The organism is Phenylobacterium sp. T106, assembly GCF_057219735.1.
In genome coordinates this window covers 243,795-256,935 of record NZ_JBXVWA010000006.1, presented here as the reverse complement: position 1 = coordinate 256,935, position 13,141 = coordinate 243,795, and the positions used below count along the sequence as shown (strand labels likewise).

Here is a 13,141-nt window from a genome sequence, read left to right as displayed (position 1 = left end):
TTGTCTGGACGGCCGCAGGAAGGCGGCGGGGGGAACCAGACGTGACGCAGAGCATCCTGATCATCGACGATGACATCGTCTGCCAGACCCTGATCGCCGAGATCTTCCGCGACGCCGGATATCAGGTTCAGCAGGCCGACGACGGCCGCGCGGCCATGGACCTGTTCAAGGTGGAACCCGCGGATCTGGTGGTCACCGACATCTTCATGCCCGAGCAGGACGGGATCGAAACGATCATCGCACTGCGCCAGGAGATGTTCCCGCCGAAGATGATCGCAATCTCGGGCGGCGGTACGCAGTGCGGCATGGATGTCCTGAGGCTGGCCAAGCTCCTCGGCGCCGACGTCGCCCTCTCCAAGCCCATCAACCCCGACAGGTTGCTGGACGTGGCCCGGACGCTGCTGGAACAGCAGGCCCGGGAACGCGCCGACGCCTGGCGCTGGGCGCCGACGTCCATCCGCGCCGCCTGACGGCCCGAGCATCGCGGTCGGCCAGTTGGCGCCGCGGGATCCTCCATCGCCGGCCGCCGCGTTCGCCGGCCAGTTTCACGAAGGTTTGTCATGAGTGGGTTACGGGCAGCGGCCCCTGAGGCAGGTTCCGGCGATGGCGCCCTGATGGACGCCCTGTTCCAGGCGGCGCGCCGGATCACCGAGTCCTTCAGTCGCGACCTGGCGCCGCAAGGCCTCTCCTTCGCGGCGATGCGGGCGCTCCAGGGCGTGGCTCACGAGGGGCCGCGCGGGCTTTCGCAGGGCGCCCTCGCGGCGCGCCTGCGCGTCTCGCCGGCCTCGGTCACCCGGCTGGTCGACGAGCTCTCGATGCACCGCCTCGTCGAGCGCCGGCAGCATGTCCACGACCGGCGCACGAAGATGGTCGCGATCACCGACCGGGGCCGCGATGTGCTCGGCCAGGCCCAGCAGCGCCTGGCGCGGCTGGAAACCGACTTCGCCGCCACCCGCGGACACATGTCCCTGCAGCAATTGGTCGAGGCCCTCGACGGCATCGGTGGCGCGCGCTGAAAGGTCGCGCCCGGCACTACAGCAACCTGCCGTTGACTTGGTCGCCAACTAGGGGAATCAGATCGGCAATTACCCGTAGCGGGTAAACCTTGGCCGGGTCTCCGGTGTGCTTGCGGGGCGCGGAAGGATGGATGCACCAGCGGATCTCCGGATCCTGGTCGTCGATGACGATGACGGGATGAGGTCGTCCCTCCGGACCTTGCTGGACGCCGTCCTGGGCATCCCGACCGAGACCGCCGAATCCGTCGACGCCGCCCTCCAGAAGGTCGCCGACGACGAGGACGTCTGCGTGCTCACGGATCTCCGGATGCCGGGGCGCGACGGCTTCAGCCTGCTGTCCGATCTGCGGGCCCGCGGCCGGACCAATCCGGTGATCGTGATGTCGGCCTATGGCGAGGTCGCGATGGCCGTCCGCGCCATGAAGGAGGGCGCCGACGACTTCATCGAGAAGCCCTTCGAACAGGACGATCTGCTCGCGGCCTTGACGCGGGTGCGCGCCCGCCGCGACGCCCGGCAGCGCACCGCGGCGCGGATCAGCGCAACGCACCGCCTCGCCAGCCTCTCGCCGCGCGAAGGCGAGGTCTTGTCGGCCCTGATGGCGGGCGGCAACTCACGCACGATCGCCGCGCAGCTCGGTATCAGCGCGCGCACCGTGGAAGAATACCGCCGCCTGCTGCACGTGAAGACCCAGACGCGCTCGCTGCCGGAACTGCTCCGCCTGGCGATCGCGGCGGATTGGCGCCCCGACGCTGCGCCCTGAGGGGACGGCTCCAGGTTCAGGCCCTGCGAGATCGGCTGTTCCGACAACCGATACCCGGTCATCCCGGCGAAGGCCGGGATCCAGATGGAATGGCTGAAATGCGGGTTCCTAGGCTTGGAGCCCCTCCAACCAAGATCTCGCACGTGGATCTGGGTCCCGGCATTCGCCGGGACGGTCGGAAGCTGTCGAGATCGCCGATCTCGAAATGACCCCTGAAACCTAGGCCGCCGCCGCGCGGCTCAGGCCCGCCAACAGATCCTCGAGGCCGCCCAGCAATGTGTCCAGGGACAGCGGCTTGGGGATGAAGCCGTCCGCCCCGGCCTCGTGGGCGGCGCGGTGGTGCGCATCCGAGGTGTTGGCGGTCATGACCGCGATCGGGGTGCGCGCGCGCCGGTCGGCCCGTTCGCGCATGCGGATCCGTCGGATGGCCTCGATGCCGTCCATCACGGGCATCTGCAGATCCATGAGGATGGCGTCGTAGGCGCCGATGGCGGCCTCGCGGACGGCTTCGGCGCCGTCCGGCACGATCGTGAGCTCCACGCCCAGCGGTTCCAGAAGGCCCTTCACCACCAGCTGGTTCACGGGGTGGTCCTCGGCCACCAGCACGCGCACGCCGGCGGCCGCCACGTCGTCCGACCCGGGGACGGGCCGCGTCAGGGCGCCGGGCGGCGCCGCCCTCGTCACGGGGATCGTCAGCTGGAAGCAGCTGCCCTCGCCCGGACGGCTGCGCGTGGTCACGTCGCCGCCCATGAGCTGGGCGAGGTTGCGGGCGATCGGAAGGCCCAGCCCCGTGCCGCCGAACTTGCGCGCGGTGGACTCGTCCGCCTGGGCGAACCGGTCGAACAGCCGCGCCGCGGTGTCCTCGTCGAAGCCGATGCCGGTGTCCTCCACCTCGATCGCCAGGACGAGTCCTCCGTCTGTCTCGTCGAGGGTGACGCGAACCTGCACCGAGCCGACCTGGGTGAACTTGATCGCGTTCGAGATCAGGTTCGCGAGGACCTGCCGCATGCGCAGCGGGTCCGCCGATATCCAGCCCGAGGCCTCGTCCGAGAAGGCGATGTCGAACGCGAGCCCCTTTTCCACCGCACGGACGCGGTGAAGCTCGGCGGCCGAGACGACCTCCTCGCGCAGGTCGAACGGCTGAAACTCGATGGAGAGCTCCCCCGCCTCGGCCTTGGCGAGGTCCAGCACGTCGTCGACGATCCGGCGCAGCGAGTGGCTGGAGTCCATGATCAGGTCGACCATGCCGCGCTGCTCTGCGGTGAGCGGCGTGCGCGCGAGCACCTCGGCCAGGCCGACGATGCCGCTGAGGGGAGTCCGCACTTCGTGGCTCATGTTGGCGAGGAACTGGTCCTTCGCCGAGCCCGCCCGCAGCGCCGCCTCCTTCGCCCGCTTCAGGGCCTGGAGGGCGGCCACGTGGCCGGTGACCTCGGAGCGGATGGCGATGTAGCCCGTGATCGGACCGTCGCCCTCGCGCTCGGGCACGATGGTGGTGTCGACCCAGTAGAGCTCCCCGTCCTTGCGCCGGTTGCAGACGGTGCCGCGCCAGGTCTCGCCCGAGGTGATCGTCCGGTACATCTCCTGGAAGAACGACTTGGGGTGCGTCCCGCTGTTGAGGATGTTGTGGTTGCGGCCCAGCAGCTCGGCCTCGGCGTAGCCGCTGACCTCGATGAAGCGGGCGTTGCAGTAGATGATGCGGCCGGCGCCGTCGGTGGCGGCCACGATGGCCGACTGATCGAGAGCGGCGATCAGCGAGCGTCCATTCGGCGCGTTGGCGAGTTTCATTCTCTACCTCGACCTGTCGAGAGCCTGCGAGAAGGCTAGGGCTAGCGGCCCTAACCGCCGCGGTAGAACCTTTTCCGGCTGCAACGAATGCGGTTCAGGCGGTGACGCCCTCCTCCTCCGCCCGGTAGCGCGCGATGCAGGCGTCCAGCGCGTCGAGCAGCGGGCCGACGTGCGCCTCGGGAACCTCGCCGCGCCGGCAGAGCAGCGCGAGCTCGATCGCCGGGTCGAGCGCCCCGGCGACCCAGTAGCGCGAGGCCAGCAGGCTGTCCGTCATCTCGCAGAGCTTGGCCAGCACCCGCGCCACGCTCGGCAGCGGCTGTTCCATGCAGCAGGCGATGATGGAGCTGGCGGTCCGGCGGACATGCTTGAGCTCGTCGTCGCCGGGACGCTCTGCGCGGCCGTGCCCTATCACCCGGACCAGCTCCTGCAGGCCTTCGTCCAGCGCCGCCCACCGCACGCCGGCCGTCCGCTCCAGGTTGGCTTCCGCCCGGGCCAGGGCTTCGCTCACCCTGACCCCCCGCGTCCCGCCGACCATGTCGCGCAGGCGGTAGCGCACGGGCCGCAACTTGACCTTGCTCACAGGCCCAGCCTCTGAGGCTTCAGCATGCCGTCGATCTCGTCCTGGGACATGTTCGCTCCGATGGGGTGGCCGACGGTGACGGACAGGTCGCCTGCGCGGCGTCCGCCCGTGTCGGACGGGATGCCCGAGTTCTTGAACCGCCGGTCCGGGCCGACGTAGTTGGGGCTTTCCACGAAAAGCCGGTCGTGGCGCCCGAGCCAGACGATGCGGTCCAGGAGGACGCCCGCGCTCAGCGGCTTGGCCACGACGAAGTTGGCGCCGCAGTCCCGGGCCGCGACGACCCGCGACTTCGGGAGATAGCCGCTCACGCAGACCACCGGGACGACCCGGTTCGCCTCAGGCGCGCTCGTGCGGAGGGCGCGGATGAGTTCGAAGCCCTCGTGGTCGCCGATCTCGGCGTCGACGATGATCAGGTCGAAGGTCTTCTTCTTGATCCAGTCGCGGAACTCCTGCGGGCCGCAGGCGCGGACGACCTGGGCGACCCCGAAGCCGTGGAGGATCTGGGCGATGATATCGAGCCCGATCGAGGTGGAGTCGGCGCACAGGACGTGCGCCGAACGCAGGTCCAGCCGCAGTTCCGGCTTGTCCGCGGGCGCTACCACAGCTCGCACTCCCCCGTGGACGGGCCGGCGGTCTGCTCGCCGCCGAGCCGCCGGCGAAGGTCGCAGAGACGGATCCGGTCCAGCGCCTCGGCGTGCGCGCCGTCGGCCAGGCCCGGCAGGTCGCTGGCGCCCAGTCCGGCGCAGAGCGCGCCCAGCTCGTGCAGGTGCTGGATGAGGCTGTCGAGGCCCTGCAGCGCCTCGACCTCCTCCCGCGAGAGCACGTGGCGCTCGATGACCGGGGCCAGCACCAGCTCGAAGGCCTCGCCGAACCGGGCCCAGCGGACGAGTTCCTCGCCGACGGACTGCAGGAGCTGCGGCAGGTCGGCGGTGTCGGCGGCCGTCATCAGAAGAGCTCCAGCTCGCCCGCGTGCGCCGCCGGCGCCGGCCGCAGCAGCACGTGCTCGCGCTCGGCGACCGTGCGATCCTCGACCTTGTGCTGGCGTGCGCGCCCGCTGGCCGGCCAGAACTGGATCCGGCGGGCGGCGGCGCCGCCGAGGCTCTCGGCCACCAGCGGAATGGCCTCGTCTCCGAGGAAGGTCCGGATGAACTCCGCGTTGCGGGCGCCGATGTCGACCATCCGGGCCGCCATGCGGGCGCCCCCGAAGGCCTTGGCGCGCAGCCGGTCGCGGCGCGCGCCGCGTTGCAGGAGGCCGTTGATCAGCACCTCCATGGCCTGCACGCCGTAGCGCCGGTCGCCCACGGCCCCGTCCGGCCGCTCGGGCAGCAGGAAGTGGTTCATGCCGCCGACGCCGGCCACGGGATCCCACAGGCAGGCGGCCACGCAGCTTCCCAGGATGGTCGTCAGGCAGACGTCGGCGTCGCTGCAGATCGCATGGCCGCCCTGGACGACATGCAGCCTGCGACCGGCGTCGAGGACGGCCGTGGCCCCGCTCACGTGAGCGCCCCGTAGACTTCCTCGATCTTCTGCCGAAGGCTGGCGACCGTGAACGGCTTCACCAGGTAGTTGTTGACCCCGAACTGCGCGGCGCGCTGGACGAGGTCGGTGTCGGCGCGGCCGGTGAGCATGATGAAGCCCACCTTGCCGAGCTGCGGCGCCGCGCGGACCGCCCGCAGGAGGCTCAGGCCGTCCAGCTTCGGCATGTTGTAGTCCGAGATCACCAGGTTCACGGACTTGTTCAGCAGCTGGCGCAGGCCGTCCTCGCCGTCCACGGCCTCGTCGATCTCCTCGACTCCGATGGACTTGAGCCCGTTGCGCACCAGCGTGCGCATCGTCAGCTGGTCGTCGACGATCATCACCTTGAGGGCGGCGGCGGCGGGCATCAGGCGGCTCCTTGAAGGGGTTGTGCGGCGGCGCGCAGGACGGCAGGTCCGATGCGGTGCAGCGGAAGCACGCGCTCGACGGCGCCCAGCTCCTCCGCCGCCCGCGGCATGCCGTAGACGATCGACGTGGCCTCATCCTGGGCGATGGTCGTCGCGCCGCGGCGGCGCATCGCCAGGAGGCCTTCGGCTCCGTCCCGGCCCATGCCGGTCAGGATCACCCCCACGCCGCGCGCGCCCACGGCCGCGACCGACCGGAACAGGACGTCCACAGAGGGCCGATGGCCGCTGACGGGGCCTTCGGCGGTGAGGCGGCAGGCGAGGCGCCCGCCCGACCCGGACTGCAGGGTCAGGTGGGTCGCGCCGCCGGGCGCCAGGTAGATCCGCCCTGGAACCACGTCGGCTCCGTCCTGCGCCTCCGAGACCTCCGGCGCGCAGACGCGGTCGAGCCTCGCCGCGAAGCTGGCGGTGAAACTCGCCGGCATGTGCTGGGTGACGAGGGTGGGCGGACAGTTGGCCGGGAAGCAGGCCAGGACGTGCAGCAGCGCCTCGACGCCGCCTGTCGACGACCCGATCGCCACGACGCGGTCGCCGGCCACGTAGTCGGACGCCACGGCGGCGGGAGCCTCGCGCATGCGCGGGTGCGCCCCGGCCGCCACCACCAGGATGTCGGCCAGGTCGTCGAACGCGTCGGCGCCGGCCGGGCCGCCCTTCGCCACGCAATCGATGGCGCCGAGCTCCAGGGCCGCCAGCGTCAGCTCGGCGCCGCGGCTGGTGAGGCTCGAGACCATCACCACCGGCATCGGCCTCAGCCGCATGAGCCGCTCGAGGAAGTCGAGCCCGTTCATCCGCGGCATCTCGATGTCGAGGGTGATCACGTCGGGATTCAGCGCCTTGATGGCGGCGCGCGCGGCGTCGGCGTCCGCCGCCTCGCCGACGACCAGCAGCCGGGGGTCCGCCGCGATCCGCGAGCGCAGCAGCGCCCGCATCGTCGCCGAGTCGTCCACGATCAGGACCTTCGCGGGGCCGCTCATGACGCCGCTCGCCGGTAGATCGTGAGGCCCGCGCTGGTGAGGCCGGGGACGTCCGCGCGCTCGGAGTGGCCGATGTAGAGGCGCCCCTTCGGGCTCAGGCGCTCGGCGAACCGGCGCCAGAGCTGCGCCTGCGCCGCCTCGTCGAAGTAGATCGCCACGTTGCGGCAGAAGATGGCGTCGAAGTCGCCCTTCATGGGCCACGCGCCGTGGAGGTTCAGCGTGCCGAAGCTGATCAGCGCGCGGACCTCGTCGGCCATCACCGCCTGGCCGTCCACGTCCTGGCTGTAGCGCTGCCGAAGCGCGGACGGGACGGGCTGAAGCTCGGCCGGGTCGTACTGGCCGAGGCGGGCCCGCTGCACGACGACGGGGTCGATGTCCGTGGCGAGGATGCGGACATCCAGCCGGCGGGCTTCGGGCAGCGCGTCGAGAAGCGTCATCGCCATCGAATAGGGCTCGTGGCCGTTCGAACAGCCGGCGGACCACAGGCGCACCCGGGCGCCCGCCCGCGCCGCGGGCGCGAGGGTCGTGACCACTTGCTCGCGCAGGGCCTCGAAGTGGTGGGGTTCCCGGTAGAAGCGGGTGACGTTGGTCGTCAGCGCGCTCAGCAGCGCCGCGCGCTCCTCGCGGCCTTCCGGGCTCTCGATCAGCTCGCAGTAATCGCGGAAGCGGGTCAGTCCCAGGGCGCGCAGGCGCTTGCTCAGCCGCGAGTAGACCAGCGAGCTCTTGCCCTCGCCCAGACGGATGCCGGAGTCGCGATGCAGGATGTCCGCGATGAACCGGAAGTCCTTCGGCTCGAGGACGAAGGCCGCCCCGGCCGCGGAACTCGCCGCGTGTGCGGCCTGAGCGCCCATCAGGCCGCCTCCTCGACAGGAACGTCAGGCAGCACGCCGTCCAGGCTGATCACGCTGATCAGGCGCCCCTCGGAGGGGATCAGTCCCCGAACGAAGGCGCGGTTGGCGTCGCAGCCCACGTCCGGCGCGGGCTGGATCGTGTCCTCGTCGACCGTCAGGATGTCCGAGACCGCGTCCACCAGCAGCCCGATGGTCCGCTGCCCGATCTGCACGACGATGATGACGTGCCGTTCGGTCGGGGCCGACGTCTCGATCTCGAGGCGGCTCCCCAGGTCGACGACGGGCAGCACCGCGCCGCGCAGGTTGATGACCCCGCGGATGTAGCCGAGGGTGTTGGGCAAGGGAGTCGCAGGCGTCCAGCCGCGGATCTCGCGCACGGCGCGGATGTCGACGCAGAATTCCTGCTCGCCGATGCAGAACGAGATCAGTTCGCGCCGGTCGGCGACGTTCGGGCTGCTCATGTGGACCTCAGCTCGCTTGCAGGAAGGGTTCAGGGGCGACGGCGGGCTGCCCCCGCCGCCGGGCCGCGACGATGCCGTCGACGTCCAGGATCAGAGCCACGCGGCCGTCGCCCAGGATGGTGGCCGCCGCGATGCCGTCGACCTGCCGGAAGTTCTGCTCCAGGCTCTTGATGACGACCTGGCGCTGGCCCTGGATGGCATCGACGCCGAGGGCGATGAGACCGCCGACCTCGCTCTCCACCAGGAGGGTGACGCCGGCCGCCGCCTCGGTGGACGCCCGCCGCCAGTTGAAGGCCGTCGCGACGTCGACGAAGGGGATGGCGGCGCCGCGGACCGTCAGGACCCGGGAGCTGCCGAACGGCCTGACATCGGCCGCGCGGGGCTGGAGCGTCTCCACGATCACGCTGATCGGGATCACCAGGGTGTGGTCGCCGATCGTGACCACCATCCCATCCAGCACCGCCAGCGTGAGCGGCAGGCTGAGGGTGAACGTCGAGCCCTCCCCCGGGCGCGAGCTGATCGAGATGCGGCCGCCGAGCGCCTGGATCGAGCGCTTGACCACGTCCATGCCGACGCCCCGGCCCGAGATGTCGGACACCGCCGGCGCCGTGGAGAAGCCGGGCGCGAAGATGAGGTTGTCGACCTCCTCGTCGGTGAGGGTCGCGTCGCGGTCCACGATACCGCGCTCGACAGCGATGTCGCGGACGCGGTCGCGGTTGATGCCGCGCCCGTCGTCGGCCACCTCGATGACGATCCGTCCGGAACGATGCATGGCGCTGAGGCGCACCACCCCCTCGGCCGGCTTGCCCGCCGCCACGCGATCCGCCGGCGACTCGAGGCCGTGGTCGATGGCGTTGCGGATCATGTGGGTGATCGGATCGCTCAACCGCTCGATGACCGTCTTGTCGACCTCGGTGCCCTCGCCTTCCGTCACGAGGCGCACCTGCTTGCGGGTGGCCGCGGCGACCTCACGGACCAGGCGCGGCATCCGCTGGAAGACCGACTTCACCGGCTGGGCGCGGATCGCCATGACGCTGTCCTGGATCTCGCGCGTCAGCTGCTCCAGGTCGTCCAGGCCCACGGCCACGGTGCTCGATTTCGCAAGGCCCGCTTCCACCACGCGCTGCCCGAGCATGGCCTGGTTGATCACCAGTTCGCCGACCAGGTTGATGAGGCGGTCCACACGGTCGAGATCCACGCGGATCGTGGCCTGGACGTCGCGCCGCTCGCCGCCCTGGGCGGCCGGCGCGGCCGCGGGCGCGGGGGCTGTGGCCGCCGGCTCTTCCGGCGCTGCGGGAGGCACGGCCTGCTCGGACGGCGCGGTCTCTGCGGCGATGCGCGCGAGCACCTCGGCCACGGCGTCGTCCGGCCCCGCGTCGGCAAGCGGCTCGGGGACGGTTTCGGGGGCGGCCTCCTGGGTCACGGTGACGTCGCAGTCGTCGCCGACGAACTCGAACACCTCGCGAATGCGCGCCTCGCACAGGTCGTCGCCCGTCAGCCGCACGCGCCACGCCAGGCGCGGACGCTCGGGCTCGAGCTCACTCAGGTCGGGCAGGCCCGAAACATCGGCCGTGACCTCGGCCGCGCCCAGGCGCTCCAGCTCTCGCAGCAGGAGCAGCTCGTCGTTGGCGGCGGCGTACATCCCGTCCAGCGGGCGGAAGCACACGATCCAGGCGCAGGGCGGAGCTTCCGCTTCGAGCGCGATGTTGACCGGCGTGAAGGCGAATGACGGAGCCCCCGGCGCGGGCGGCTCGACCGGAAGCGCCGTGAACGTCGGCGACGGCGCGACGGGATCCTGGACGGTGAGAAGGCCCTCCAGTTCATGGACGACCTCGGCGCCGAACTCCTGCGGGAGCGCGCGATCGTCCCGCGCCGCCGAGACCAGGTCGGCCAGCACGTCGGATGCGCGCAGCAGCACCGCGACGACCTCGGCGCCGGGGCTGAGCCTGCCCTTTCGCAGCTCGTCCAGCGACGTCTCGAAGGCGTGCGAGAAGCCGACCAGCGCCTCGAGGCTGAAGGCGCCCGCACCGCCCTTCACGGAGTGCACGGCGCGGAACACGGCGTTGACGGTGTCCTCGTCGACGGCGCCGGCCTTCAGCGCCAGAAGGCCCGCCTCCAGGTCGCCGAGAAGGTCCTCGCACTCGGCGAAGAACGTTGCGCGGATGGCTTCCATTTCGTCCATGGCGCGCCTCAGTCCGTGACGCGCCGAACGGCTTCGACGAGCTTCACCGAGTCGAAGGGCTTGACGATCCAGCCGGTCGCGCCGGCGGCCCGGGCGCGCTGCTTCTTCTCCGCGTCGCTCTCGGTGGTGAGGACGAGGATCGGGATGGTGCGCCGCGCCTCATCCCGCCGGACCGCTTCGATGAAGCCGAACCCGTCGAGCCTGGGCATGTTGATGTCGGTGATGATGGCGTCGGGGGCGCAGTCTTCCAGCACCTCGAGCCCGTGCTCGCCGTCCACCGCCTGGACCACCTCGAACGAGGGGGCCAGCGCGAGGCGCAGCATGTTCCGCATGGTGCGGGAGTCGTCGACAGTCAGAATAGTCTTGCTCATCTATTCTTCCGTTGTCTCGAAGGCCTCGGGGATGCGGGCGAGCGCGGCGGCGAGGGTCGTGGAGGGGTCCGCAATGACGAGGCGTTGGCCCGCGGCGCGTCGCGTGAGGGCCGCGGCGGCCAGCAGCTGCAGCCCGAGCCCGTTGATCCGCTCCACACCGGCGCCTTGCAGCGTCAGGTCGGACCCGCCGGCCTCCAGGAGCTGGAGGCGGAGCGGCGCCAGGGCCGCGCCTTCCAGGCGCGCGGGCAGCTCAAGCTGCGCCTCGCTCATCAGAATTCCTCCCAGTCCGCGTCGAACGAGGCTTCGACCGCGGCCGCGCCGACCGTGGCGTGCCGAGCCCTGGGCGGGAGCGTCTTGGCGAAGGCGGCGGCCCGGGCGCGGGCCTCCTCGATCCGGGGATTCCCGGCGACGGCCCGCGGCCGGCGCCGCGCAGGCGCCTCAGCGGCCTCGGCCCCGGAAGCCGCGCGAACCCTGAAGCGGCCGACGAGCTGGTTCAGCTGGAGGGCTTCCTGCGTCAGGCTGTGGCTGGCGGCCGTGGACTGCTCGACCATCGCGGCGTTCTGCTGGGTGGTCTGGTCCATCTCGTTGACGGCCGTGTTCACCTGCGAGAGCGCCGTGGCCTGTTCCTGGGCCGAGGCGCTGATCTCGCCCATCAGGCCGTTGATCTCGGCCACGCGCTCCACGATCGCGGTGAGCGCCTCGCCGGTCTGGCCCACCAGCATGACGCCCGTCTTCACCTGCGAGGTGGAGGCCGAGATCAGCGACTTGATCTCCTTGGCCGCCTCGGCCGAGCGCTGGGCCAGCGCCCGCACCTCGGACGCGACCACGGCGAAGCCGCGCCCGGCGTCGCCGGCGCGCGCCGCCTCGACGCCCGCGTTCAGGGCCAGCAGGTTGGTCTGGAAGGCGATCTCGTCGATCACGCCGATGATCTGGCCGATCTGGCCTGCGGACTCCTCGATGGCGTCCATCGCCGCCACGGCCCGGCCCACGACCTCGCCGCTGCGCTCGGCGTCCTCCTTCGCCGAAAGCACGACGGCGCCGGCGCGGGAGGACCCCTCTGCGGTCTTGCGGACCGTCGCGGTGATCTGGTCGAGGGCGGCCGCCGTCTCCTCGAGGGTCGCGGCCTGCTGCTCGGTCCGGCGGGAGAGGTCGTCGGCGGCCTGGCTGATCTCGCCCGTTCCCGAGCGCATGGCGGCCGCGTTGGCGGCGATCTCCGAGAGGACGGACTCCAGGCTGTCGAGGGCCTGGTTGAAGTCTTCCTTCAGCTTCAGGTAGTCGCCCTGGAAGTCGGCCGAGATCCGCTTCGTCAGGTCGCCCGACGCCAGGTCGGCCAGCGCCGCGGCCGTGCATTCGACGACGCGCTTCTGCTCGGCTTCCGCCTCGAGGCGCTTCCGGTCGGCGTCCGCTCGGGCCTCCTCCAGGGTGTCCAGGTAGATCGAGATGGACAGGTCCATGTCGAGCATGGCCGCCTTCATGATGGCGCTGAGCGAGCGGCTGAGCGCCTGCGCGTCCGGCCCGGCCGACCGGCCGCGGCCCCACCACGACTTGCCGTCCTGGGCGCCGCCGGCGTTGGCGAAGTGGCTCTGGATGATCCCGTCGATCAGGCCGTCCAGCACCATCGCGTAGCCGCCGATGTACCAGCGGGGCTCGAGCCCGATGCGGGCGTGGGTGAGGCCGATGCGGCGGACGTTGGCGACGTACTGGCCGTCGAACTGGCCCGACGCCATGCGACGCCAGTGCTCGGCCTGGGCGCTCTTGGCGCCGGAGATCTGCTGGGGCGTCGAGAAGAAGCGCGCCGTCGCGGGGAAGCGCCGGATCTGCGCGTAGAACCGTTCAAGGCTCTCGTCGATCGCCTTCTCGATGACGGGGCGGGACGCGACGAGCGACTCCCGCGCCTCGGCGTCCAGTTGGATGAACGACAGTCGTTCGTTCAAGCTGTTGTCGTCGGACATGTATCGGCCCCTGACTTTCCTGTTCGTCGGGACCGTTGTTCCACGTCTGGATTTACTCGTGCTTTGCAATATTCCGGGCCGGATAACGTCTCGGATCGAGATGTTTTCAGGCCGAAAGCAATACTGCGTTCGCCTTGATCTTCGCCGCCGCGCGCCGCAGGTGCGGCGGCCGCGGAACGGCTGCATCCTCGGCGAGCGGGCCGAGCTTCGCCTTGGCCTTGACCCCTCGGCCCCGGCGCCCATCTAGTCCTTCGAAGTCAGGTCCGGGC

The 13,141-nt window shown here is 71.0% G+C and carries 16 protein-coding genes; 3 read left to right on the top strand and 13 right to left on the bottom strand.

What is annotated here, in order from left to right; genetic code table 11:
- Nucleotides 1-41: 41 nt before the first annotated feature.
- The 3 genes from AC2D8W_RS15620 to AC2D8W_RS15610 all read left to right on the top strand — a co-directional run bounded on the left by AC2D8W_RS15620 (nt 42) and on the right by AC2D8W_RS15610 (nt 1,776).
- Nucleotides 42-470, top strand: a complete 429-nt coding sequence (locus AC2D8W_RS15620; RefSeq protein WP_484672300.1) for a response regulator — start codon at nt 42-44, stop codon at nt 468-470.
- A 144-nt stretch (nt 471-614) separates the two neighbouring features.
- Nucleotides 615-1,016 carry a MarR family winged helix-turn-helix transcriptional regulator gene (locus AC2D8W_RS15615; RefSeq protein WP_484672299.1) on the top strand — a complete coding sequence of 134 codons (402 nt, stop codon included), beginning with the start codon at nt 615-617 and terminating at the stop codon, nt 1,014-1,016.
- Nucleotides 1,017-1,143: 127 nt separating this feature from the next.
- Nucleotides 1,144-1,776, top strand: a complete 633-nt coding sequence (locus AC2D8W_RS15610; RefSeq protein ID WP_484672327.1) for a response regulator transcription factor — start codon at nt 1,144-1,146, stop codon at nt 1,774-1,776.
- 219 nt (nt 1,777-1,995) lie between these two features.
- On the opposite strand, the gene AC2D8W_RS15605 is transcribed toward AC2D8W_RS15610, so the two are convergent.
- The 13 genes from AC2D8W_RS15605 to AC2D8W_RS15545 form a co-directional block, all read right to left on the bottom strand.
- The gene (locus AC2D8W_RS15605; RefSeq protein WP_484672298.1) at nt 1,996-3,561 is read right to left on the bottom strand and encodes an ATP-binding protein; all 1,566 of its coding nucleotides are present in this window, start codon (nt 3,559-3,561) and stop codon (nt 1,996-1,998) included.
- A 94-nt stretch (nt 3,562-3,655) separates the two neighbouring features.
- Complete coding sequence (locus AC2D8W_RS15600; protein WP_484672297.1) at nt 3,656-4,141, bottom strand: hypothetical protein; 486 nt, start codon at nt 4,139-4,141, stop codon at nt 3,656-3,658.
- Complete coding sequence (locus AC2D8W_RS15595) at nt 4,138-4,743, bottom strand: response regulator (RefSeq protein WP_484672296.1); 606 nt, start codon at nt 4,741-4,743, stop codon at nt 4,138-4,140. The genes AC2D8W_RS15600 and AC2D8W_RS15595 overlap by 4 nt, the downstream gene beginning before the upstream one ends.
- On the bottom strand, nt 4,737-5,087 hold the full coding sequence (locus AC2D8W_RS15590) for a hypothetical protein (RefSeq protein WP_484672295.1): 351 nt from the start codon (nt 5,085-5,087) through the stop codon (nt 4,737-4,739). The genes AC2D8W_RS15595 and AC2D8W_RS15590 overlap by 7 nt, the downstream gene beginning before the upstream one ends.
- Nucleotides 5,087-5,638, bottom strand: a complete 552-nt coding sequence (locus tag AC2D8W_RS15585) for a chemotaxis protein CheD (RefSeq protein WP_484672294.1) — start codon at nt 5,636-5,638, stop codon at nt 5,087-5,089. The genes AC2D8W_RS15590 and AC2D8W_RS15585 overlap by 1 nt, the downstream gene beginning before the upstream one ends.
- Nucleotides 5,635-6,024 (bottom strand): response regulator, encoded by a 390-nt coding sequence (locus AC2D8W_RS15580; RefSeq protein WP_293485634.1) that lies wholly within the window; start codon nt 6,022-6,024, stop codon nt 5,635-5,637. Before AC2D8W_RS15580 ends, AC2D8W_RS15585 begins: the two co-directional genes overlap by 4 nt.
- Nucleotides 6,024-7,055 carry a protein-glutamate methylesterase/protein-glutamine glutaminase gene (locus tag AC2D8W_RS15575; protein WP_293485636.1) on the bottom strand — a complete coding sequence of 344 codons (1,032 nt, stop codon included), beginning with the start codon at nt 7,053-7,055 and terminating at the stop codon, nt 6,024-6,026. Before AC2D8W_RS15575 ends, AC2D8W_RS15580 begins: the two co-directional genes overlap by 1 nt.
- A complete protein-coding gene (locus AC2D8W_RS15570; RefSeq protein WP_484672293.1) occupies nt 7,052-7,906 on the bottom strand; it encodes a protein-glutamate O-methyltransferase in 855 nt (284 codons plus the stop codon). Before AC2D8W_RS15570 ends, AC2D8W_RS15575 begins: the two co-directional genes overlap by 4 nt.
- Nucleotides 7,906-8,367 carry a chemotaxis protein CheW gene (locus AC2D8W_RS15565; RefSeq protein ID WP_293485640.1) on the bottom strand — a complete coding sequence of 154 codons (462 nt, stop codon included), beginning with the start codon at nt 8,365-8,367 and terminating at the stop codon, nt 7,906-7,908. Before AC2D8W_RS15565 ends, AC2D8W_RS15570 begins: the two co-directional genes overlap by 1 nt.
- A 7-nt stretch (nt 8,368-8,374) precedes the next feature.
- Nucleotides 8,375-10,549, bottom strand: coding sequence for a chemotaxis protein CheA (locus AC2D8W_RS15560; RefSeq protein ID WP_484672292.1), 2,175 nt, complete (start codon nt 10,547-10,549; stop codon nt 8,375-8,377).
- 8 nt (nt 10,550-10,557) lie between these two features.
- A complete protein-coding gene (locus AC2D8W_RS15555; RefSeq protein ID WP_484672291.1) occupies nt 10,558-10,920 on the bottom strand; it encodes a response regulator in 363 nt (120 codons plus the stop codon).
- A complete protein-coding gene (locus AC2D8W_RS15550; protein ID WP_484672290.1) occupies nt 10,921-11,190 on the bottom strand; it encodes an STAS domain-containing protein in 270 nt (89 codons plus the stop codon).
- On the bottom strand, nt 11,190-12,872 hold the full coding sequence (locus AC2D8W_RS15545) for a methyl-accepting chemotaxis protein (RefSeq protein WP_484672289.1): 1,683 nt from the start codon (nt 12,870-12,872) through the stop codon (nt 11,190-11,192). The genes AC2D8W_RS15550 and AC2D8W_RS15545 overlap by 1 nt, the downstream gene beginning before the upstream one ends.
- Nucleotides 12,873-13,141: the final 269 nt, after the last annotated feature.